A 20454-nucleotide genomic window follows, 5' to 3' on the forward strand; every position below is an offset into this window, starting at 1 on the left:
CTACTTTAAACTTTTCGAAAGTTCGGCGCTGTCCCGACCCATTTTTAACAGATACGCGATTAGCGCTTCTCCTTCGGTTTTCCCGGAAAGCTCTGCGACTCCGGCTTGAATTTCCGCATCAGTGTAAGGAACTCCGACGCTACGTAACCCTCTCAAATGGGCGGCGATCTTTTCCGGATCGAGCTTCGCACTCTCTTCGAATAGCCAAGGGTATCCAGGCATGACCGAACCTTTTGCAGTGTCTCTCGGATTGATGAGATGCGTTTTATGCCATTCTGCCGAGGGCTGTATTTGAGATTCGTGAGCTAGATCCGGTCCTGTCCGCTTGGATCCCCATAAAAATGGGTGATCGTAAACGAATTCTCCCGCCTTGGAATACCCGTCTCGACCGAACGCTTTTTGCGGATCGAATCGATCGACCTCCCACTTAAACGGACGAATCATTTGGGTATGGCAATTATTACAGCCTTCCTTCTGGTAAACGTCCCGCCCGGCCAGTTCTAGGGCGGTGTAGGGTTTTACATTCGCTATCGGTTCCGCAGTCTTCGAGAGGAAGAAGGGAGGAATTAATTCGAAGATACCGCCGCACAAAACCGCGATCGTAGTATAGATCGTGAATTTAACTCCGTTCTGTTCCCATTTTTCGGTGAGATTCGAAAAGCGATCTAAAAGTTTATCAAACCAACTCATGCTTTTGCCTCCTTGAGGCCTACGCGTAGATCGATTTCTTTCCATCCGCTTCCTGCGGTTTTGATCGTCTTGATCACATTGTAGATCATCACGAATAATCCGCTAACGTAAAGAACGCCTGCGATACCTCTGAAAAGACGGAACGGTTTTAGAACTTCCGTGATTTGTACCCAATTAGGGTACTTTAATGCTCCGGTTTCGTCTACGGCTCTCCACATCGAGCCTTCCGTAACTCCGGAGACCCACATCGAAACGATATAGAGTAAAATTCCGAGAGTAGCTACCCAGAAGTGAAAATTGGCCAACCTTTCCGAGTAGAGGTTCGTGTTCCAAAGCCGAGGAACTAGATAGTAAATAGCCGCGAAGGAAAGCATTCCCACCCAGCCTAAGGTTCCTCCATGAACGTGACCGATAATCCAATCGGTATTATGGCCTAGAGCGCTTACGGATCGAATCGACAATAACGGGCCTTCGAAGGTGGACATACCGTAGAAGGTAATTCCTACCAACAACATTTTCAGAGTAGCATCCGTCTTGATCTTTTCCTTCGCCTGAGTGAGGGTCAAAAATCCGTTTAACATTCCTCCCCAGGACGGCATCCAAAGCATGATACTAAAAACCATTCCGGTGGTTTGCAACCAATCGGGTAGAGGAGTATAGAGCAAATGGTGCGGGCCGGCCCAGATATAAATGAAGATCAAGGACCAGAAATGTATGATCGATAATCTATGGCTATAGATCGGTTGTTTGATGTGCTTAGGAAGATAATAATACATCAATCCTAAGAATGGAGTGGTCAATACGAATGCGACCGCATTGTGTCCGTACCACCACTGGATGTTCGCGTCGTACACGCCGGAAAACAGCGAATATGATTTGGTTAAGCCGACAGGAACCGCTAGGTTGTTTACGATGAATAGGATCGGAATCGTAACAAAGGAGGCTATATAGAACCAAATCGCAGCATAAAGTTGTTTTTCTTCGCGAGTGAAAATCGTTCCGAAGAAATTCACGATAAAGATTACGAACCAAATAACGATTAGGAGATCTAACGGCCATTCAAGTTCCGCATATTCTTTCGATTGATTCAGCCCTAATGGAAGGGTCACTGCGGCTAATGCTATCGTCAAATTGTATAAAACAAAATGAATATTCGCTAACCGATCGCTCCAAATTCTAACTCGGCATAGTCTTTGTACGGTGTGGTAAGCCGTCGCAAAAATGATGCTGAGCGCAAAACCAAATATGGCTGCATTCGTATGAAGTGGGCGCAATCGTCCAAAAGTGAAGTACGGACCGAAATTTAATTCGGGGAATACCATTTGGAAAGCGATCCAGGTTCCGATTAGCATCGAAGCCACGCCCCATACCAATGCAGAGATAATAAATCCTTTTACGATTTGATCGTTATATTTTTGGGAATTCATCGTTTCTCCGTCCCGTGGAAAGGGATACTTCCAACGATTCGATACTCGAATAAAAAGCCAAGCAAGGAAGTGAGTCGGAGAGGATTTAGACCGGTGATAATTGTCAACGTTAGGATACATTCGATTTATTGAATTAACCGAAATAATTCTAAAATGGAATGTGGTGGATTGCGTTAGTCGTTTTTGCATTTGAGAATCTTTCTTAATAGCGATTCGGAGACGAATTCGAATCTTCGTTCGGTCTCTGGAAAGAGTTTGGAAATAAATTATTGAAATTTTTGTCGCCGCGATAATCTTGCGAATGCTTCTTACTGATCGCTTTTCAATCGGATCGAATGCTTGGCTTCCTTATCCGGCGAGGAAGTCGCCGCATTGGAACGTAGAAATCCGGTCGCTTTCCGGTAATTATGTCCTTGAAAAAAACCGGAAAAAAACCGATGATTTTCATAGGGATTCGCAATGGCCTTTAATCCGTTTTCATTTCTTACAAATATTCGTGAGTCGATCGATGGAATTCTAGGCGGCCTGCCCCCGCAAACGGTTAAACTGATCGGTAAGGCCGGCATGGCCCTCGCGGTCCTGATCGGGTTGGCATTGGCCTGGCTGAGCTTTCAGAAAGGCTTGGAAATGGCGGGGGAAGAGGATAGGGCCAAGGTCTTAGACCGAAAGGCACTTTTTTTAGAGGATATAGAACGAGAATACAATCGCAAGCGAAAGGAGATCCGTTGGAGTGACCCGGGGCTTAACGATTCGAAATCGAATTCGCTGGATATTGAAAGGTATTCTCAGGATCGACCTAAGGCAGGTCCTTCCGCTCCGAAAGCCAGCCTGGAAGAGGGGAATACGCTTTCCAATTCGAGAAGGAATGAGGGAGATTCCCGGGTTTTCTTCCCGAACGAGAATGAACGACCTCCGCGAGAAGATTCGGCTCCTAGTAATAGTTCCGACAGCGCGCCCAAATTGGAGCCGAAATCCCAATCGGAGCAGAACTCCTCTTCCAGGAGCGATTCCTCGTCACGATTGGAAAAGCCGCCTAGAAAGACCACCGGGCCACAATTGAGAGAATGAATTTGAAATCGTACTACACTCTTATTGTTTATTTACTTTTACCGACCTGGCTCTGGGCGGACCTGCCTTTACCGTTTCCGGAAGATCGACCCGGCACGGAAGAAGCCGAATCCCGGCAAACTTCCCTAGGTGTAGCACCTTCTCAATCCTCCGATAGCGTTGCTGGAGAAGAGCCGAGGTCCACGTCGGAAGCGGATTCTAGCAAGACGAACAAAACAACCGAAGCTGCGATCGGAAACGATTCGAACCTTACACCTACGGTGCCCGATTCAGTGGCGATCCAAACGCCTCCCGCAAAATCGAAGACGACTCAATTGCCGAATATAACCGAGAAAAAAAACCGGAAAGCAAAAAAGAAGGACGATCAAGATCCGAGTCAGGCCGCCTACGAAAGAGGGCTATTAAGACTTCGTAATGGAGAAAAGAACGCGGCTCAGGAGGAATTTACGAAGGCCGCTGGCAGCCAAGGAGAAGCTTCCGGAAAGGCAAAACTGGAACTGTCCAAACTCGTAGATTCTCAGACAAATTCCTCGGCTCCCGAGAGCCAGGACGAGGAAATGAAATGGAAAACCCTGCTGGAGTCGGCGCGTTCATTGCGGTCTCAGGGAAAAAATTCGGAGGCTCAAACCTCGCTTTTGCAAGTAGCGACCGAGGCTCCTTCGGAATACCGCGCGCAGGCTTTATTACAATTAGGTGATTCTCTTTTTCGGCAGGGACGATTCTCGGATTCCCGCGCCTATCTGATCGATTTCTGGAATCGTTTCGGTCGCAAGTACCCGATTTCATCGGATCCGAATTCGCCCGAATTCAAAAGACAATTGGAAGAAAGAGATTTAGGCGCTTATCTTTTATTTAAATCCAGCTACAAGGCCGGTGAAACCGAATGGGCAAGAAGATTTCTGGTAAAGTATCTGGAAAAAAGTTCTGAGGATTCTAAGGGAAGGTTCTCCCCATTGCGAACCGAACTGGAAAATCTTTCCAAGAGAGATCTATAGAACGTCGGATTTGATCGGCACTCTTAGGAGAGGACGTAACGATTTGCAATCGATCCCGGAGAGTTTTTAGTCTTTAAAAATTTCCTCACGAAAGAGAGACGTTTACTTCCAACTTTCCGAATTTGGAAAATAGGTTGATGGCAAGCGCTTGCTTTTTCGGAATCTTAATCGTCTCGTTTTTGGAGTCTACGATATTCGGAGCGGTGATCTCGATGGACTGGCCTGCCGTCGCGAAAATATTCATAGCATTTCCGGTGGTCATGTTTGCGATTTCCCCCAAGATATCCTTGTACTCGTTTTTAATATCCTGTTCACTCATTCCCGGCATCAGCTTACTTGCAATCTTGTAAGCGGCGTCATAATTCAATCCGTAAACGACTTCTCCCGTAAAGGTTCCTAAAACGCCGATGATGATCGCGAGTTCCAATGTCGTTTCGGGAGAATCCTTCACTCCGATTTTTCCGCGGATCAAATCGGTTTTTAGTACGTCTCGGAAGACTATGGTCGCCGCTTCCAAGAACGGATTTACGAGTTCGGCACGGATTTGCATTATTCCTCCGCTGATTTAGCTAACCTTTCTACGGTCATTTCTTCCGCCACACTTTGAGGGATTTCCGACAGAAATCCGTTTAAGAGTACGGAGGAGTCTCTGATTCTAAGTACTGTGGAAGTTTCCGGTTTTCCGAATCGAACGGCTACAAATTCGACGAGCGCATACTTGTCCGCATCCTTATACGGGCCCAGGCTCTTCTTCTGGCCGAACGCCTGAGAAGTTAGATCTTGGAAAAATCGTTTATCCGAAAGGAGAGAAAAACTTCCTTTCGAAGAAGCGACGGATTTTAGATCCGCGAATGCTTTATCTCGAATCGTTACGGTGCCGGTTCCGAATAGGGCGGCTACTTTGCCCAGTCCATTCGGTTCGCTTTGTAAGGTCTTAATTTTTGCTTTTAAGTTTTCGATCGCCGATTTACGGGCTTCGATTAGAAATTTCCCGCGCAGGATGGACTTTCTTTCTTCGAAAGAGGGGATTTTCCCGTCTTTACCTTTTGGCGCGTTGGAATCGGTGATTTCCTTCTGATAAAGCTCCCTTAGTTGCAGATCCGTCGGCTCCACATTCTGATTGGCCAGTTTTGTCAGATCTTCTTCCGTGTAGACGAGAGCGTTCAAATCGACTCTTGCCGTAGATGCTTCGGATTGCACCCGCAATTCGTCATCGGTTTTCCGTAGATCCGATTGGAGTAGATTTGCCTGGATAGAACCTTGCACGGCAGCCTCGATACGGAAACGCATGGGCGCTTCCTTTAAGAACTGACGATATACTTGGTCGGGTTTCTCCACTTCGTCGTCCGAATATCCCGCGCCCCGATAAGAAAGTTTCACCCTTTTTTGAGCTTCTTCCCAAAGATTTTGCCGGATTAATTCTTCGGAAACGCTATAACCTAGCGAATTTGCGATCGTATTCGCGACGAACATTCCTTTCAGAATCATAAAGGCACATTCACCCAGTTGGCTGTCCGGAATTTGACCCTGGTATATTTGATAGCAGTACCTACGACCCGCATTAAAGGAATCCATGGGTACATCTTTTCCGCCGATCTTTCCGGCTTTGATGTTAGCTTTGCCGGTCAACATATCCATTCCGGCTTGTTCCACGTCGGAACGGAGAAGAGTAAAAATCAGCATTAAAACCAGAACGCCCAAAAAAAGAGCTGACCCGACTTTGAAAAAAATGTCTTTAAAGGATGTTCCTTCAGTATTTGTCATAAAAATCCGTATGATAGGAAGGGTGAGAGGCGGGTAGAATCTGTAAAGGAGAAAAACCGACGAAAAACGCTTCAGAAAGGCGATCGGATGGTAGATACATATACTGATGCTCTATATCGCACTCGCACTCATTCTGGTCGGACTCCTTTGTTTCATTTATGTATCCTTCCAGCCAAGTTTGAAGAATCGCGCGGATTCGTCCGGTTCTGTACGAACGCCTACTCCGATTCCGAGAGACAGAAAAAATGTCGCAGAAGCGTTGACCTCGGCTAAGAGGCCGGTTCGAACCGAATCATCCTCTCACCTAGATCGAGTATTTGCGGAGGAGCGAAAGATTCGTCCTTTTACCCGCGCATCCGAACGAAGTGAAGAATCGAATATGATTCCGGAAGAAGAAGTTTGGGAAGAAGAAATTAAGACGGAACCGATTCCACATGAGGAAACGTTTCGACCAAGAGAGCAGCCTCCGGAGGAAAGAGTGGAAATTGGTACAGAGTCCCGCGAGGAAGAGTGGTCTATGGAAGGGATTTTATTCCTGGACCTTTCCGGAAAATTGCCTTACGAAGGATTGAAGCAAAAAATCAGACCCGAACAACTCAAGGGATTTAGAAGAATCGGTAAAGGCAGAGTTCGAGAAATTCCGGGTGGCTTTGCATTTCACGCGTTAAATTCCGAGTTCAGTTATAAACTGGACGAGGTGGAAAAAGTGATCTTTTACGACGAAGGCTTCGCCCTCTTACCTGCGAAGCGAGAATTTCCGACTCCGATTTTTTTGACGAAAGAAACCGAGCGATTTAAAAATTACTTGGAATATACTTCGAAACTATAGGTATCGAGATTCGTCGAGAATCAATCCTGTTATTCGTATCGAGTCGGATTCGCAGAGGGAAACGTTCTTATCTATCTGCCTTCGACTTGTAGCCAGCGGGTCGTTTTTACGACTACTCTAACAATAATATAAAATCCGGCTCCGATTCCAAAAACCCAAATTTGGGGTTCGGTAATGACTTCCCAGGGCGCAGTCCATGAGCCGAAATTATTCAAGAAGCTCGCACAGAAATCGAACAAGACGAAAATCACGACGATTCCAAAAAGGCTAGGATACTCTCTTTTTAAGACATTCTTGAAGGAAAAGGAAAGTTGAGGTTTTACGTAACCCTTCCCTTTCGGAAGGAAGGCGGGAACATTGTCCGCCCAATCGAGATATTCGCGGCCGAATTTCTCCCGAAGAAATTTTTCCTCCGTGAACATAATTCTTTCGTAATAGAACCCGAAAAAAAGAGCGAATACCAGAAGTAAGGGGAGATCCCGTAAATAAAGTATCGGTCCTAGGTATAATAGGAAGTTCCCCAAATACAATGGATGGCGAACTAAAGAATAGATTCCCTCCCGATTTACCACATCGGCGATCTGCTCTTTGGTATTTCGACCCGAGGTGCGGGCGGGCGCATAACCGATCACGAAGCAACGAACGAATAAACCGAGTAAGCTTACGAAAAAGCAAGCCGCTGCGTAGTATAAATTGATTTCGTAGGATCCGTTTAGAAATTGATAGTCTTTTAGAGCATACAAACTTAGGAGCAGAATAAAGCCGGGAATGTAGGATCTCCAGCGAAATAGGAAAATTCCTTGTTTGTCTAGTTCTTCGATCAGAGCCATGTAGTATCCTTCGTACCGGAGGTTTTTTGGAAGGAAACCTAGGTTCTCGATAGCTGTCAATCAATGATTCCAGGACGTCGTCACTGGAATGAATGCCTTCCCCTGTACGTAAAGTCCGCCAAGTCTTTTCGTAAAATCGGCTCGAGAGTCCAAGGGTCTAAAATCAACTTATAGTTCAGGTCTTTTCGTTGGAATACCCAGCTTCCTTGCTTTGTTTTACCGATAGGGGAAAGTAACTCGGTTTCGGATTCGGATTGAAGTTCGACTTGAAAGTTTTCGTCGCTTCGGATCGGAACGATTTCCTCCTTATTTTCGAACGAAATTTCATCCGCTTTCAATCGGAATAGCATTTCGGCAAAACGATTTACTTCTTCGGCAGAGGCGGGTTTGGAGAATTCCGAAGTGGATAAATTCCAATCGTCGGCCGAATTAACTAAGGAAAAATTCTTTTCAGAATGTCCCGAAAATGTTAAGCGAATCGACTGAATCGAAGCATCGGACAAAACCTCCGAAAACAAACTTCTGGAAAAGAAATAATCCGGTTTACTATTTCCCGATAAAAGTTTCAGATTTTCCCGCACAAGCCAGATTTTCCCGGATCGCGGTTCCAGCACGTGCATGCCTGCATGACGAGTCGCTAACGAGCCTAAATAAAGAATTCCTAGACTAGATCCGGAAGCGTCGAATACTTCCAAGCTAGGCTCGTCTCCGTCCAGACCGAATTCCGGGGAAAGCGATCGGGGGGGATTTCCTTGCGATAGAAGAGTATATTTTCGTAATGCAAGAATTCCTTTTAGGAAGGTTTCGATCCTCTCGGAATCTCCTCGGCCACGCTTGCCGTTCGAGAGCCAGACTTCCCAGGAGTCGATGGTGCGGCTCAAAACGACCGCTTCACCCTTTCTTCCGACTACGACTTTTGAGATTTCCGATTCTTTCACCGGAAAGAACGGGTCCGCGTGCGCATACGTATCCTTAAAGACTTCCCAAGGATCCCGTGCTAGTAAAAGGAGTAAGGCTAAAAATAGGTTGGCTAGGAAAAGGGAGATGCCGGGATTCGACCGGATAAATTCCGGAACAGTACGAAGTAATTTTGACCACCTCATCGTTGCCTACTCCTTCTTCTTCGACGAAGATGCAGGAAAGCGTAGACGCTCACGAACAAAGGAATCCCTACGACATTTATTAAGCTTGAGAAAACTTTCATTTTTGGGGATACCGGGCTCATTTTAAGAATCAAGGATTGTTTACTCCTGGCCGCCAGCAAATCGGTATCTCCACCAAGTATATCGATCGCATTTAAAAGAAATGGAATATTCGTATCTCGAAATATTTCTCGGTAATCCGGAAACGCTAAGATATCGGAAACAAGATAGGGGGTGCCTATTACGAGAATTCTTCCGATTCTATCTTTCGGAGATCGGGAAAGGAATCCGTTTTTGCCGACTCCTTTCGGGAGAGATTGATCCGCAAAATAGGATTCGAGTGGACCTTCAACGATTGCGCCGAGTACAAAGGGACCTCCATTGGGTTGAATCGGAGTTTGCCGGAGCTGCTTTTCACCAAGCGTGACTCGTTCCGAACGAATTTCCGCGTCGGAGCCGCTAAAGATCAAAGGGATTCCGAGTGCGTCCTTCTGTTTTCCCGGAATCAGTTCTAGACTCGAACTCCAGGGGAGAAGTAAATTCTCCTGATCCCTGGTAAACGGGCTATCGCCGTTCAAAGTGTTATTTTTATGGCTGGCGACGATCCATGCGGGGTAGGGGTATCTGCCGAGAACGCCGGGCTCCACTTCTATAAGTGCTCCCATCGGTAAGGAATTATCCGGATCCAAGACGATATTCGAGAGAATTCGAATTCCATAATGTTCTAAAAATGAATTCGTATCGTGGGCAAAGGGATCCGTTTGAGCCATTCCCGCCCCCGCTTCTCCCGTTAAGATTCCCATCCTATTGCCGGAGGATTCCATTCGGAAGTCCATGGATTTTGAAAGAAGGATCAAGCTTCCGCCGTTTACTAGAAACTGATCGATCCTATATCGTTCCGTCTGCGATAATGAGCCGGATCCGATCCAAAGCAGGGTGCTGGTTCCTTCCGGAATTTCGTCGGATTCCAGATTCAATTCCGGAATCGCTCCGATCTCGGTTTCTAGGACCTGGCGCACAAAAACGCCGACCGTGTCTTTACCCGAACCCGGACCGGGATTTTGCGGGCTCAGACTTCCGTTCGTTTTTAAAAGCACTAATCCGCTATCTTGGCCCTTTCTTTCTATCTTTCGAATTCCGGAGAGGATTTGATACTCGATTTGCTCTGCGAAGAATGCCACAGGTAGAACTTCTGTTTCGGAGCCGAGAGTGAGCGTAAGACCCAAATACGCTTGCTTAACCGACGCGGAATCGCGGTCGGATTTTTGTAGAATTTGAGGTTCGATTCCCGATTCGGAAGCCTTCAGAGCGTCTTCTTGGGATGAGTCCGGATCGAAAAAACGAAGTACGACTTTCTTTCCTCCGACGGCGGCGATCTCGATTAGGATTTCCTTTGTCAGATCCAATCTCGCCTTGTATTCTCCCGGTACCTTGGAGGAATAGAACGCATCGATATACAGAATCGATTCCAAATTCTCCAGGAGCTTTTGAGTACTTACGGTAAGTTCGAATCGTTGGGACCTCGAAAGATCCTTACGGCAATTACCCGAGGAAACGATTCCGTTCGTCAAAAGAAAAAAAAGAAAAAGGTTCCCTAGGATAAACCATCGACGTTTGGAAATTTCCAAGAAGGGTTTCAGCAAATCCTTCATCTTTTTTTTCCTAAGAGGACGATCACGTTAGCGACCAATGTGGTCACCGTAAAGCTGACGGTATAAAAGATCTCCTTTCCGTCTAAAATTCCCAATCGGAACGGTTCGAAATGTCTGGACAAAGAGATAAAGGATGCAAAGGAAGATGCGGCTCCTCCTAAAAAGCGTAGAACGGGTTGATATCCGAGTAAAAAGAAGAACAAGCAGACAAGCATAGTCAGCAAATAAGCGCTAATCTGGTCTTTCGAAAGAGCCGAAATCAATAGACCTATTGATATATAACAACTTCCTAATAAATAACAACCTAAATATCCGGCAAACGCGGCTCCGATATCCAGGTCGCCTAATGCCCAAATGGTGAACGGAATCGAAACGGTCGTTAAAAGAACTGCTCCCAGGAAAAACCAAGCCGCTACGAATTTCGCGAAAACGATTTCGTATTCTCTTAACGGAAGAGTGAATAATATTTCCGTAGTTCCCGTTCGCTCCTCCTCGGACCAAACTCGCATCGTGATTGCGGGAACGAATACGATGTACAGGAGGGGAATCCAAAGAAAAAATTGCTCTAGGCTCGCGACGTTTCTATCCCAGAACGAGTCTTCTCCCAATCCGAAGAAAAATAAAAAAGAAGAGAGCAATAGAAAGAGAACCGCAAAGATGTATCCGATCGGAGTGTTTAAATAGCCGATCCATTCCTTTGAGAAAACCGTCCTTACATTGGAGTAGAATTCGAAAATTCGAGAGGAATCGTTCATGGAATCGCAGTCAATTCCTGGAAGACCGATTCGAGGGATCGACGAACGGGACGAAATTCTAAAACGGGGAAGGTTGCGGAGCGAATTTTCTCGAATAGGAACTCGGGAGAATGCGTATCGGATCGAAGATGAAATTCCTTGGCATCTCCGGAATCTTTCGATTCCAGAATCTCGGTATCCGTATTTTTAAAGCAATGCCCTAAAGTTTCCAAATCCGTTTTAGCGAGGAGCAAAATTGAATCGCCTCGATTGATCTCTTTTACGCTCATATCCGCAACCAGTCGCCCTTTGTGGAGAATTAAAACGTGATCGCAAATCTCCTCCACTTCTTGCAGTATGTGAGTGGAAAGTATAAGGACTTTTTCCTGCCCAAAAGACCGAATCATCGATCGTATTTGATTGATTTGTATCGGATCCAGGCCGGAACTCGGTTCGTCCAAGATTATATATTCAGGATCGTGGATCAGAGTGCCTGCCAATGCAACGCGTTGTTTGAATCCTTTCGAAAGAGTTCCTATCTCGGAAAAAAAAGAATCTCCTAGGTCGCAGAGTTCCCTCATTTCCCGAATTCGATGTTGTAGGGTTTCCCCGCGTAAACCTCTTGCACCTCCGATAAATTCCAGATATTCCTGAGCCGTTAAGTCCGGATAGATAGGGGCCCATTCCGGCAAGTATCCGAGATTCCGTTTTACTTGGATAGGGGATTGATGCAGGGAGATGTCTCCGTAAGACACGGTTCCGGTGTCGGGTTCCAGGAATCCGGTCAGGAGACGCATTGTGGTGGTCTTTCCGGCTCCATTCGGACCTAGAAGACCGGTTATTCTTCCCTTCGGGATGGAAAAGCCTACTTCGATAAGAGCCGGCTGATTGGAAAAAGATTTTGTGAGTCGATTCGCCTGCAGGGAACCCATTCGAGTACGGTCCGTTCATGTCCCATCGCCCGCAACCGTTTTTCCTAAGACTTAGGAACGGATCTTTAACATTACATCGACTTTAAATTTCTTGAGGACGTCGAGTAGGGGCGGGTGAAGATTCATCACTTCCAGCTTTACTCCGAAATGATCCATGAGATTCTTAAGAGTCAGAAGCTTTGCGACTCCACTCGAGGTAATCTTTCTGGTGGAAGTTAAATCCAAGATCAGATTCTGAAATTGACCACGCGAAGCATAGTCGGAAATTTCATCAAAAACTTTTTCATACCCGTCCAAAAGTTGGTTATCGAACCGAACCGTGCCCTGCTTCCCTTGGAGTTCTAATTTTGCCATAATTGAGTCGTTTGTAAGAATAGACTGAAAGACCCTGAAAGATTCTACAAGAATTTCGGAAGAAATTACATTTATGCGGTTTTGCATACGAAATTTAGATATTCCGCTTTGGGAGAGATTTTCCAAGAGTTGTAATCGGAACCGATTTTCAAAATCTCCAATCCGGAAGACTCCAGTAAAAATCTCCAGACTTCGGGTGGATATGCTTTATGAAGATGCACTTCTTCGATTTCCGTTCCCCTTTCCAGAAATTTTAGCCTTGTAGTCAGAATCATGTCTTTCTTAGAATACTCGTTTTCCCAAATGAGATGAATCCCGTCATGCGTTTCTTCTAAAATCGCTCCATCGAAATTTTTTTCGAAGTTCCTCTCCGTGCTCACATCGAAGAAAAAGATTCCTGTCTTTCCTAAAAGACCGGAAATTTCCCGAAAAATTTTACGTAGCTGTCCTTCCTCTAAGAAATAATTAAATGTGTCATGTACGGAAAGGATCAAATCGAAAGGAGCCGGCAAAGGGGGAAGATGCAGTAAATTTGCTTGGACGCGATTTCCCGGAATTCGTCGTTTTTCGGCCATCGATAACATTTCTTGGGAGGCGTCGATTCCCCAAATTTCCGACGGAGAAGGGAGTTCCTTCCAGAGCGCGCAGGTTCCGCATCCTAGATCCAGAATTTTCCCCGGAATTGAATTTCCGGTTGCAGAAGTGTATGCACCCAAAGCGACCTGGGCCCAAAGTCGGTAGGCGGCGCCCCTCATGACCCGGTCATAAACGCCTGAAAAAGCCGTATAAGGCTTTTTTTGTGGGATATGAGAAATAATTCTTGATCTTTTAGCTTGGTTACCAGTATTTCTATCCATTTGATGCGACATAATTCTCAGGAAGCACTTTTTCGAAGCTTACTCCGGAAGCTCTAAAAATCTATGGGCCTAGAACTCCTTTTTCCCTTTTTAGCTAGCGTTGGCATAACTATCCTACTTCGTAGGATGGACAAGTCGAATTATAAGCTAAGCCAAATCAAACGGTATACCGGAAAGCTCCAGGAAGAATTGCAAGAAATCGCTATGGAAAAAATCCAATCCGTGAAAGATTCGGGCATAGAATTGGAGATTTCTCTCAAACAGACTCGCAAATTGGCCGAAGAAGTTCGGACTTTAAACGACGAGTCGCGGCAATTATTGGAAACCATTCGTTCCAACCGGGAATTTTTAAATGCGGTAACTCTGGATTTAAAGGAAGTCGTCCATCTCTCCGGAGATATTCGAAAAGAATCCGAATCCATCCAAGACGGCCTGAACCGTTTAGAAAGCGGCAAAAAAGATTTAAACGGAGTCGCGATTCGAATTCAGGAACTCCGTTCCGAAGCGGAATCCTTACTGGGTGCATTTCAGGAAAAAATCAATCTTCGCTCGGACGATATCCTACAATCCCTAGCCTCTAAAATCGTAGAACTGGAAGGATTATTGGAAGCCAAGGCAGACCGGGTCGAAATCGGCTTAGACTCGTTAGGCGAATCGTATCGCCAGAAATTAGAAGCCCAGACCAAGGCCATCATGGGCGATACCGTCGGAAAAGTGGAATTGGCCCGGGAAGAAGTTTCGAGTCTTTTGGATTCCATGAAAGCCAAGGAAGAGGATTTGGATGCACAAACGGATCGGATCCAATCCGCTTTTTTAACGGTAACCGAAAAGATCGATCGAATGGATTCGAGAGTGGACGAAAAGGGAGAGCTTGCCGCGAGAAAGCTGGATGATCTTTTTGCAAAATCCGAATCTCTTCTTCGGCAAAAATTCGATCAAATATTGGAGCAAGTCATCCATTCTAAGGAAGCCTACCTTAACGGGGTTAAGATCGAGATCGATGCGATTCGCAGGGAAATCGAAGGCATGAGTCTGGAAACTCTGACTCGCCGAGACGAAATTTTGAACGAGACCCGTCGTCAAGCGGAAGGAATTAACGATTCTATCAATATCTTCCAAGAAAAGTATCTGGAAGCGGAGAATAAGCTATTAAAGCAGGCGGATTCGCGTAAATCCGATCTTATGCGTCAAATCGATTCTTTCGAAGAGGAATTCAATCGAATCAGTTCCTCTCTTCGGAGCGAGGCGGACGATTTACGAAAAGAAATTCTTTTCGGTCTGAAAGAGTTTCATTCCTCCTTGGAAGTGGCCCGCGGAGACGAGGAAAAGAAAGCGCGCACGCGTATCGAAGACGTGCGCGATTCGTTGGAGGAAGAGTTGGGTTCTCTCCGAGAGGAATCGGAAGACCTTCGCAAGAAAGTCTTCGCTTCCGCTCAGGAATTCCATTCCACATTGGAAGTCGTTAGAAGCGAAGAAGAAAGAAAATCCCGTTCCAAAATAGAAGAGATTCGCGGAATTCTGGAGGATGAAGTTCATGCCTTGCATGCTTCCCATTCCGAAAGATTCCGCTCGGAATGGGATCAAATTCGGGAAAATTTGAAATCCTTCGACATCCAAGTTTCCACTCGCATGCGGGAAATGGACGCGTACGTGAAGGATATTCGTTCCGCTATGGAAAGTAGCGCAGGGGATATTTTAGGAGAGGCAGAGGAAAAAATTTCCCAATTGAACGGGACCATTGATGAAGAATTCCGCAAAATGGATCGGAGACTGGAACATTTCGGCCGTTCCTGGGAAGAGGAGGTCGTTTCCCTCAAGAGCCATACCCAAGAAGCCATCCAAGGTTTGGAAGAAAGACTGGGTCAGATTCATCTTCGCGGAGCCGAGCTTCTGGAAGAGTTCGGCACGGTCTACGCTTCCCAGAAAGATAAGATCGAAGAATTCGTTTCTAAATATAAAACCAATTTCCGTAAGGAAGGGGAAGACGTCCGCGAAGAGCTGACGCAAAGGTTCAGGGAGATTAAAACGGAAGGACAAAGCCTTGTTTCTTCCTTAAAAGAAGATTACTCCGAAATCGGAGAGAAATTCGAGAATCTAATCAAGAAGAATGAAAAATTACTGGAGGCCCAAGCCGAAAGAATTCGGACTTCGACCCAAGCGGAACTGGGTCATGCCGCCGAAGAGGCAACATCCGTTCTGGAGAGACTACGTGAATCTGCCGAAGAATTCTTCGAAAGACAGGAAGAAAAAATCGGTCGCTTGAACGGAACCATAGACGCAAAAATCAATAAGCAATTGTCCGCTCTTCTGGATAAGGGTCATGTTCAGTTAGGTCAGCTCGAAGAGCGGATCTCGAAACATCTACAGGACGTAAAACGAAATTTAGAAGAAGCCTTGAAAACGGGTAAACGGGAAAGTGAAGAGCAGATGAAGGGCTTCCAGAGCCAGGTTCGCAATCTGCTGCGGGAGACCGAAACATCCTCCGAAGAATTTCTACGTTCGGGTCGGGAAGAATTCCAGACGGCGCAGGAGGAATACCGCAGGCTGCAGATGGAATTAAAAACGGATCTGCGAGAAATTCAGGAAGCCAAAAATTCCCTTTTCAGCGAACTCGAGACGGAAGCCGAATCTCTTCGAAACTCGGTTCAAGAAATTTCCGAGAAGATGCAGGAAGCCGAATCTAAGTCGGTATTATTCCTGGACGTAAAAGAAATGATCGATCGTTCCGAAGAGTTCGTAGAACGGATGAGAGCCGCCGTAGAAGAAGCGAATCATTCCGAGTCCTTATCCCTGGAGCTGGATAAAAACTTTCACAGACTAAAACAATACCAGGAAGAGCTGGAATCTCGTTTGGAGAAAGCCGAAGAGCGTGAAAGCGAAATATTGGACGTTGCCGGAAAGGCGGAGAGTCTTAAAGAAGAGTTTTCTAGAATGTTAAGCGAATCTTCTCGTTGGGAAGAAACCATTCAAAAACTCGAGGAAGCCGGAACTCGTGCCTCCGAAATGGAGTCGAAATTCGTGGATTTAGAGGGGAGACTCGGTCATTTGGACGAGGTGAGGGGAGAGTTGCATAACCTAGCCGAGGAGACCAATGAGCAGAAGGAGACTTCTTCCAGAGTCGCTCAAAGAATTCGCGAGCTGGAAAAAGAAATTTCCGTAATGGAAACCAGGGAAAAGGAAGTGGCCAACACTCTTCGTAAAACCGACGAACGCCTTGAATTTTTAGCCGGAAGAAAGGAAGAAATTCTCTCGGTCGAAGCGAAGTTCGACAAGGTGGAAGACCTCATGTCCGAACTCTCCGAGCGCCATAAACAAACCAGCACTTTACTGCAACGCGTAGAAGACCTTCGTGAGGGTGCAAGCTCGGTTAAGGATGAACTGGAAGGTCTTCTCGCCGAAGCGGACGACACGTTCGAAAAATTATCTTCGTTCTTGGATGTGGTACAAACGACGGCCCCGAAACCGGCCTCAGGCAAAAGTGGAAAGTCCTCGGAGCAGAATCCGATGGTTAGTAGAAAAAAAGCCACAGTCTTGAATTTATTTCATAATTTTCATTGGGCTCCGGAGACCATTGCCGAAAAACTCGGTCTGGAAACTTCCTTAGTTCAAACCATTATTCAGAGCGAGGCGGCAAAAAGGGGATGATTTTGTTCTTGACCCTAGTCTTTCGGCCCAATATGTCTCGTTCCTACTTGTATCATACTATGCGTTTACGATCAAAGGGGGATTCCTTTTTTAAATAAAGGTAACTTTAAATAATCGAGGGGGCTCTAGCGAAAGTAGTTCCTTTTTTGAAGGCTTTTGGAAACGTATCTAAGTATAACCGATACGTTCCGGAAATCCGGATGAGAAAGGAGAAAGCTCTCAAAGCACGTTGATATGGTACAAAAAAAGAAAACTACAGTTAAGAGGAAGAATTCCATGGCTCAAAGCGCTGAAAAGGATACCCTCATCGTCGCAAGCAAGGTGAAAGCCTATATCAAATCGAAAGGTTTTATGACCTCCGGTGATGCTGTCGACGGTTTGAATGAGAAGCTATACGCTCTGATCGACGATGCTCTGAAACGGACCGAGGCGAACAAACGTACGACGGTTCGACCCACCGACTTCTAAGCTTTCTTGATCTACATCAAGAACAAGACCGAAATCGAGAAAATGAGGGCGGCAGGAAAACTGGCCGCCAGACTTCTGGACTATATTTCCGGGTACATCAAGCCCGGAGTTAGTACATTAGAACTCAATGATCTTTGCGAAGAGTTCACTAAAAAGAACGGAGGCAAATCGGCGCCCTTGGGATACAAGGGATTTCCGAAATCGGTCTGTACGTCCATCAACGAGGTTGTCTGTCACGGGATTCCGAAGGCGACCGACGTTTTAAAGTCGGGGGATATCGTGAATATCGATGTTACTCCGATTGTGGATGGATATCACGGGGACTCGTCTCGAACATTCATCGTCGGCGGCAAGAGCATTCCTGAAGCGGAACACTTAGTTCAGGATGCCGAGAAGGCGATGTGGGTGGGAATCGAGCAGGTCAGACCAGGCAATCGCATTAACGATATTGCAAATGCGATCGATGATTATCTAACTCCGAAAGGGTACGGAATCGTACGGGACCTTATGGGACATGGGATCGGTCGAGGATTTCATGAAGAACCTCAGGTACCTCACTTCCGATCCAACCGCAAATTAACGAAACTCGAACCGGGAATGACTTTTACTATCGAGCCCATGGTAAATCTGGGTACTTGGGAAGTTATTTTTTCTAAGAAAGACGGTTGGACGGTCACGACAAAAGACGGAAAATGGTCCGCTCAGTTCGAGCATACGGTTCTTGTCACCGAAAAAGGCTATGAAATTTTAACCCTCTCATAGTATCTTGGAGGGCATGGATTTTGTCTGGAAATATCTTTCCTTGATGGGAAAGGACTTAGTCTTCTTTTTACTCGGCTTCCTTGTCTTTTATATCGGTAAAAAAGTCAAAGATTGGTTAGAACCTAGAAAATTGGACGAGGAACTTGTCCGATCGGATAACGGAGCCCTGGCTCTAAGTCTATCCGGATATTATCTGGGAATCATCGTATTATTCATCACAATCGTCGCCCATCCGAGTGACGGAACCGGCCTTGTAGGGGACGTAATTCAAGTTTCGGCATATTCACTTTTAGGCGTGGTCTTGCTTCTAGTATCTCAATGGTTAAACGACGCCTTTATTCTTCGAGGAATCGATGCGCAAGAAGAAGTTTACGAAAACAAAAATTTGGCTGTAGGGACGGTATTATTCGGAGGAACGATCGCTAGTTCCTTTTTTATCGCTGCCGCATTAAACGGAGACATCGGATCGAAAGTTTTTCCGGAAGGATTAGGGCTGTCCATTTCCCCGATTTGGGAGCGGACCTTAATCGGAGCGATATTATCCGTTATTTTCTTTTTAATCGGCCAATTAGGAATGATTCTTTTTACGTTTTATTATCAACTATGGATTCCCTATAAGTTAAAGGACGAGCTCGAATCCAAACGGAATTTAGCCGCAGGAATCGCGTTTGCCGGAGCGCTCCTGGCGATAGGAATTCTTTTAACAAGAGCCTTATTTCGGGAATTCGATTCGATTATGCAGACCGGTATTCTACTTTTGCTCGATCTAGGCTTTGCGTTTTTGATCATACCTGTTCTTCATTTTTTTGCAGGAAGGGTGATCTTATCCGGATCGACCTTAAAGCATGAGATAGCCGAAGATCAGAATTTCGGGGCCGGGTTACTGGAAGCGGTCGTACTAGTTTCTTTTTCCGCGATTATATTCTTTGCGGTTTAAGAATTCGGCTAAAATAATTCTTGGGAGGAATATAATTTCCATTCGAGATGATAGACTTTCTTGGTTCCGTATTCGAAGGATTCCCGTAACCAGCTTGGTCCGTCCGATTCGTCTATAACGAGGGTGGAAAAAATCTCGGCAAGTTCCTTCTTGATTTCGGGAAAGACGGTTTTATGCGTGGAAAGGAAGGGGGAAAGTTCTCGTTCGGAAAATCCTTTTAAAGCTCCGACTAATCCTGCCAGTAAACAACGGTTCAAAAGAGAATTATCGTTTATTTGTGCGGGAAGTCCCGCTTCCTTTGCGGCGACGAGAAGATCCTGTATCGGAATCCCACCGCTTAAAACGGAGAGAGAAAGACCCAGTTCGTTTTCTCCGGTATCCATATCGTTTTTATAGAGCTATGTTCATAGAAAGTAAAGAACTTCTGCCCGAATTGGAATCACTCGCTCACAAAAACGGTTTCCAATTATTCGGAGCCGCGAGAGCCACCGTGCCGGAAAATGATAAGAGAAATATTCTAGAATGGGTTCGGGAGGGCAGACACGGAAAGATGGACTGGTATCCTCGTAATATGAAACTCAGATTGGAATTGGAAGGCTTAGGATTTTCCCCCGAAACCGTCTTTGTTTTAGGTGCGCTGTATTCTGATCCCGAGTACGAAGAGATCACTTCCAAGCTTCCGTTTCGGTTTTCCCGATATGCTACCGGTGCCGATTATCACGCCGTATTAAAAAAATCGGCTCGAGAACTGCTGGCAATTCTCAGGGATCGATTTCCGAATAATGTTTTTAGACAAGGGGTGGATTCTCTGCCGGTTCCCGAGAAAATTTTAGCTAGGGAAGCCGGTCTGGGATGGATCGGAAAAAATACGAATCTGTTAAACGAAGAGATAGGATCCTATTTTTTTTTGACCGTAATTTTTACCGATCTTCCTCTTCGAATTGCCTCCATCGGCGCCAAGGATCGGTGCGGAACCTGCGATGAGTGCATTCGAGCTTGTCCTACCGGCGCACTTTCCGCATATCAAATAGACGCGCGTAAATGCATTTCTTACAAAACGATCGAAGATCGTTCTCCCACCGTCCAAGGATTACACGGGTGGGTATACGGTTGCGATATCTGCCAAGAAGTATGTCCTTGGAATCGTGTAAAAGCTAGGAGAAAAGGGGCGAGGACTGAAATCGAAGAATTTAAGGTTCGCGATTTTTTTAAGACCGACGCTTCGGCTATGCGAACGCTTACCGAAGAGGAATTTCGGCGTCGATTTTCCGATGCGGCCGTCAATCGGATTTCTTATGCACAATTCCGTCGGAACCTGATCACCGTGAATTCCGAATAGACGACGGATATGTTCCTAGGCAACTCTTC

The 20454-nt window shown here is 45.9% G+C and carries 19 protein-coding genes and 2 pseudogenes; 9 read left to right on the forward strand and 12 right to left on the reverse strand.

What is annotated here, in order from left to right; translation table 11 throughout:
* Both LEP1GSC047_RS13370 and ccoN read right to left on the reverse strand, forming a co-directional pair.
* The gene (locus LEP1GSC047_RS13370) at positions 1 to 690 is read right to left on the reverse strand and encodes a cbb3-type cytochrome c oxidase subunit II (RefSeq protein WP_010418994.1); all 690 of its coding nucleotides are present in this window, start codon (positions 688 to 690) and stop codon (positions 1 to 3) included.
* Positions 687 to 2117, reverse strand: coding sequence for a cytochrome-c oxidase, cbb3-type subunit I (gene ccoN, locus LEP1GSC047_RS13375; RefSeq protein WP_020988829.1), 1431 nt, complete (start codon positions 2115 to 2117; stop codon positions 687 to 689). Before ccoN ends, LEP1GSC047_RS13370 begins: the two co-directional genes overlap by 4 nt.
* 459 nt (positions 2118 to 2576) lie before the next feature.
* Here ccoN and LEP1GSC047_RS13380 point away from each other — a divergent pair, with 459 nt between their 5' ends.
* The gene (locus LEP1GSC047_RS13380) at positions 2577 to 3185 is read left to right on the forward strand and encodes an LIC_11485 family protein (protein WP_039935061.1); all 609 of its coding nucleotides are present in this window, start codon (positions 2577 to 2579) and stop codon (positions 3183 to 3185) included.
* Positions 3182 to 4180 carry a tetratricopeptide repeat protein gene (locus LEP1GSC047_RS13385; protein WP_020988812.1) on the forward strand — a complete coding sequence of 333 codons (999 nt, stop codon included), beginning with the start codon at positions 3182 to 3184 and terminating at the stop codon, positions 4178 to 4180. The genes LEP1GSC047_RS13380 and LEP1GSC047_RS13385 overlap by 4 nt, the downstream gene beginning before the upstream one ends.
* A gap of 85 nt (positions 4181 to 4265) precedes the next feature.
* On the opposite strand, the gene LEP1GSC047_RS13390 is transcribed toward LEP1GSC047_RS13385, so the two are convergent.
* Together LEP1GSC047_RS13390 and LEP1GSC047_RS13395 are read right to left on the reverse strand one after the other, a co-directional pair.
* On the reverse strand, positions 4266 to 4730 hold the full coding sequence (locus tag LEP1GSC047_RS13390) for a chemotaxis protein CheX (protein ID WP_010419005.1): 465 nt from the start codon (positions 4728 to 4730) through the stop codon (positions 4266 to 4268).
* Complete coding sequence (locus LEP1GSC047_RS13395; RefSeq protein ID WP_010419007.1) at positions 4730 to 5944, reverse strand: hypothetical protein; 1215 nt, start codon at positions 5942 to 5944, stop codon at positions 4730 to 4732. Before LEP1GSC047_RS13395 ends, LEP1GSC047_RS13390 begins: the two co-directional genes overlap by 1 nt.
* Before the next feature lie 106 nt (positions 5945 to 6050).
* On the opposite strand from LEP1GSC047_RS13395, the gene LEP1GSC047_RS13400 reads away from it, so the two are divergent.
* Positions 6051 to 6773 (forward strand): LIC_11490 family protein, encoded by a 723-nt coding sequence (locus LEP1GSC047_RS13400; protein ID WP_010419009.1) that lies wholly within the window; start codon positions 6051 to 6053, stop codon positions 6771 to 6773.
* Between the two features lie 71 nt (positions 6774 to 6844).
* Here LEP1GSC047_RS13400 and lmtA read toward each other — a convergent pair whose 3' ends face one another.
* From lmtA to LEP1GSC047_RS13435, 7 genes are all read right to left on the reverse strand, one after another.
* On the reverse strand, positions 6845 to 7603 hold the full coding sequence (lmtA, locus tag LEP1GSC047_RS13405; RefSeq protein WP_010419011.1) for a lipid A Kdo2 1-phosphate O-methyltransferase: 759 nt from the start codon (positions 7601 to 7603) through the stop codon (positions 6845 to 6847).
* A gap of 80 nt (positions 7604 to 7683) precedes the next feature.
* Positions 7684 to 8706, reverse strand: a complete 1023-nt coding sequence (locus tag LEP1GSC047_RS13410; RefSeq protein ID WP_010419013.1) for a DUF4340 domain-containing protein — start codon at positions 8704 to 8706, stop codon at positions 7684 to 7686.
* Positions 8703 to 10397, reverse strand: coding sequence for a GldG family protein (locus tag LEP1GSC047_RS13415; protein WP_010419016.1), 1695 nt, complete (start codon positions 10395 to 10397; stop codon positions 8703 to 8705). The genes LEP1GSC047_RS13410 and LEP1GSC047_RS13415 overlap by 4 nt, the downstream gene beginning before the upstream one ends.
* Positions 10394 to 11152, reverse strand: coding sequence for an ABC transporter permease (locus tag LEP1GSC047_RS13420; protein WP_010419017.1), 759 nt, complete (start codon positions 11150 to 11152; stop codon positions 10394 to 10396). The genes LEP1GSC047_RS13415 and LEP1GSC047_RS13420 overlap by 4 nt, the downstream gene beginning before the upstream one ends.
* Positions 11149 to 12063 (reverse strand): ATP-binding cassette domain-containing protein, encoded by a 915-nt coding sequence (locus LEP1GSC047_RS13425; protein WP_010419019.1) that lies wholly within the window; start codon positions 12061 to 12063, stop codon positions 11149 to 11151. The genes LEP1GSC047_RS13420 and LEP1GSC047_RS13425 overlap by 4 nt, the downstream gene beginning before the upstream one ends.
* 51 nt (positions 12064 to 12114) lie before the next feature.
* A complete protein-coding gene (locus tag LEP1GSC047_RS13430) occupies positions 12115 to 12417 on the reverse strand; it encodes an STAS domain-containing protein (protein ID WP_020988823.1) in 303 nt (100 codons plus the stop codon).
* A gap of 71 nt (positions 12418 to 12488) precedes the next feature.
* Entirely contained in the window at positions 12489 to 13274 is a 786-nt protein-coding gene (locus tag LEP1GSC047_RS13435; RefSeq protein WP_039935097.1) for a class I SAM-dependent DNA methyltransferase, read from the reverse strand.
* A 63-nt stretch (positions 13275 to 13337) separates the two neighbouring features.
* On the opposite strand from LEP1GSC047_RS13435, the pseudogene LEP1GSC047_RS22555 reads away from it, so the two are divergent.
* The 5 genes and pseudogenes from LEP1GSC047_RS22555 to LEP1GSC047_RS13455 all read left to right on the forward strand — a co-directional run.
* A pseudogene (locus LEP1GSC047_RS22555) lies at positions 13338 to 14672 on the forward strand (SpiroCoCo family coiled-coil protein); the annotation flags it as partial.
* A gap of 1221 nt (positions 14673 to 15893) precedes the next feature.
* A pseudogene (locus LEP1GSC047_RS22560) lies at positions 15894 to 16919 on the forward strand (SpiroCoCo family coiled-coil protein); the annotation flags it as partial.
* A 234-nt stretch (positions 16920 to 17153) separates the two neighbouring features.
* On the forward strand, positions 17154 to 17387 hold the full coding sequence (locus LEP1GSC047_RS13445; RefSeq protein ID WP_010419029.1) for a hypothetical protein: 234 nt from the start codon (positions 17154 to 17156) through the stop codon (positions 17385 to 17387).
* 6 nt (positions 17388 to 17393) lie between these two features.
* Complete coding sequence (gene map, locus LEP1GSC047_RS13450) at positions 17394 to 18149, forward strand: type I methionyl aminopeptidase (RefSeq protein WP_010419031.1); 756 nt, start codon at positions 17394 to 17396, stop codon at positions 18147 to 18149.
* A 13-nt stretch (positions 18150 to 18162) separates the two neighbouring features.
* Entirely contained in the window at positions 18163 to 19086 is a 924-nt protein-coding gene (locus LEP1GSC047_RS13455) for a DUF350 domain-containing protein (RefSeq protein ID WP_010419033.1), read from the forward strand.
* A gap of 8 nt (positions 19087 to 19094) precedes the next feature.
* On the opposite strand, the gene LEP1GSC047_RS13460 is transcribed toward LEP1GSC047_RS13455, so the two are convergent.
* Entirely contained in the window at positions 19095 to 19469 is a 375-nt protein-coding gene (locus LEP1GSC047_RS13460) for an LIC_11502 family protein (protein WP_010419035.1), read from the reverse strand.
* A gap of 17 nt (positions 19470 to 19486) precedes the next feature.
* On the opposite strand from LEP1GSC047_RS13460, the gene queG reads away from it, so the two are divergent.
* Complete coding sequence (gene queG, locus LEP1GSC047_RS13465) at positions 19487 to 20425, forward strand: tRNA epoxyqueuosine(34) reductase QueG (protein WP_020988831.1); 939 nt, start codon at positions 19487 to 19489, stop codon at positions 20423 to 20425.
* The last annotated feature ends 29 nt before the right edge of the window (positions 20426 to 20454 follow it).

Origin of the sequence: Leptospira inadai serovar Lyme str. 10 (assembly GCF_000243675.2) — a bacterium.
Taxonomy (GTDB): Bacteria; Spirochaetota; Leptospiria; order Leptospirales; family Leptospiraceae; genus Leptospira_B; species Leptospira_B inadai.

What these genes read in the sequence shown, in the direction of transcription:
- LEP1GSC047_RS13370 (WP_010418994.1), bottom strand. Translation starts at nt 690, where the DNA reads ATGAGTTGGTTTGATAAACTTTTAGATCGCTTTTCGAATCTCACCGAA.
- ccoN (WP_020988829.1), bottom strand. Translation starts at nt 2,117, where the DNA reads ATGAATTCCCAAAAATATAACGATCAAATCGTAAAAGGATTTATTATC.
- LEP1GSC047_RS13380 (WP_039935061.1), top strand. Translation starts at nt 2,577, where the DNA reads ATGGCCTTTAATCCGTTTTCATTTCTTACAAATATTCGTGAGTCGATC.
- LEP1GSC047_RS13385 (WP_020988812.1), top strand. Translation starts at nt 3,182, where the DNA reads ATGAATTTGAAATCGTACTACACTCTTATTGTTTATTTACTTTTACCG.
- LEP1GSC047_RS13390 (WP_010419005.1), bottom strand. Translation starts at nt 4,730, where the DNA reads ATGCAAATCCGTGCCGAACTCGTAAATCCGTTCTTGGAAGCGGCGACC.
- LEP1GSC047_RS13395 (WP_010419007.1), bottom strand. Translation starts at nt 5,944, where the DNA reads ATGACAAATACTGAAGGAACATCCTTTAAAGACATTTTTTTCAAAGTC.
- LEP1GSC047_RS13400 (WP_010419009.1), top strand. Translation starts at nt 6,051, where the DNA reads ATGCTCTATATCGCACTCGCACTCATTCTGGTCGGACTCCTTTGTTTC.
- lmtA (WP_010419011.1), bottom strand. Translation starts at nt 7,603, where the DNA reads ATGGCTCTGATCGAAGAACTAGACAAACAAGGAATTTTCCTATTTCGC.
- LEP1GSC047_RS13410 (WP_010419013.1), bottom strand. Translation starts at nt 8,706, where the DNA reads ATGAGGTGGTCAAAATTACTTCGTACTGTTCCGGAATTTATCCGGTCG.
- LEP1GSC047_RS13415 (WP_010419016.1), bottom strand. Translation starts at nt 10,397, where the DNA reads ATGAAGGATTTGCTGAAACCCTTCTTGGAAATTTCCAAACGTCGATGG.
- LEP1GSC047_RS13420 (WP_010419017.1), bottom strand. Translation starts at nt 11,152, where the DNA reads ATGAACGATTCCTCTCGAATTTTCGAATTCTACTCCAATGTAAGGACG.
- LEP1GSC047_RS13425 (WP_010419019.1), bottom strand. Translation starts at nt 12,063, where the DNA reads ATGGGTTCCCTGCAGGCGAATCGACTCACAAAATCTTTTTCCAATCAG.
- LEP1GSC047_RS13430 (WP_020988823.1), bottom strand. Translation starts at nt 12,417, where the DNA reads ATGGCAAAATTAGAACTCCAAGGGAAGCAGGGCACGGTTCGGTTCGAT.
- LEP1GSC047_RS13435 (WP_039935097.1), bottom strand. Translation starts at nt 13,274, where the DNA reads ATGGATAGAAATACTGGTAACCAAGCTAAAAGATCAAGAATTATTTCT.
- LEP1GSC047_RS13445 (WP_010419029.1), top strand. Translation starts at nt 17,154, where the DNA reads ATGGTACAAAAAAAGAAAACTACAGTTAAGAGGAAGAATTCCATGGCT.
- LEP1GSC047_RS13455 (WP_010419033.1), top strand. Translation starts at nt 18,163, where the DNA reads ATGGATTTTGTCTGGAAATATCTTTCCTTGATGGGAAAGGACTTAGTC.
- LEP1GSC047_RS13460 (WP_010419035.1), bottom strand. Translation starts at nt 19,469, where the DNA reads ATGGATACCGGAGAAAACGAACTGGGTCTTTCTCTCTCCGTTTTAAGC.
- queG (WP_020988831.1), top strand. Translation starts at nt 19,487, where the DNA reads ATGTTCATAGAAAGTAAAGAACTTCTGCCCGAATTGGAATCACTCGCT.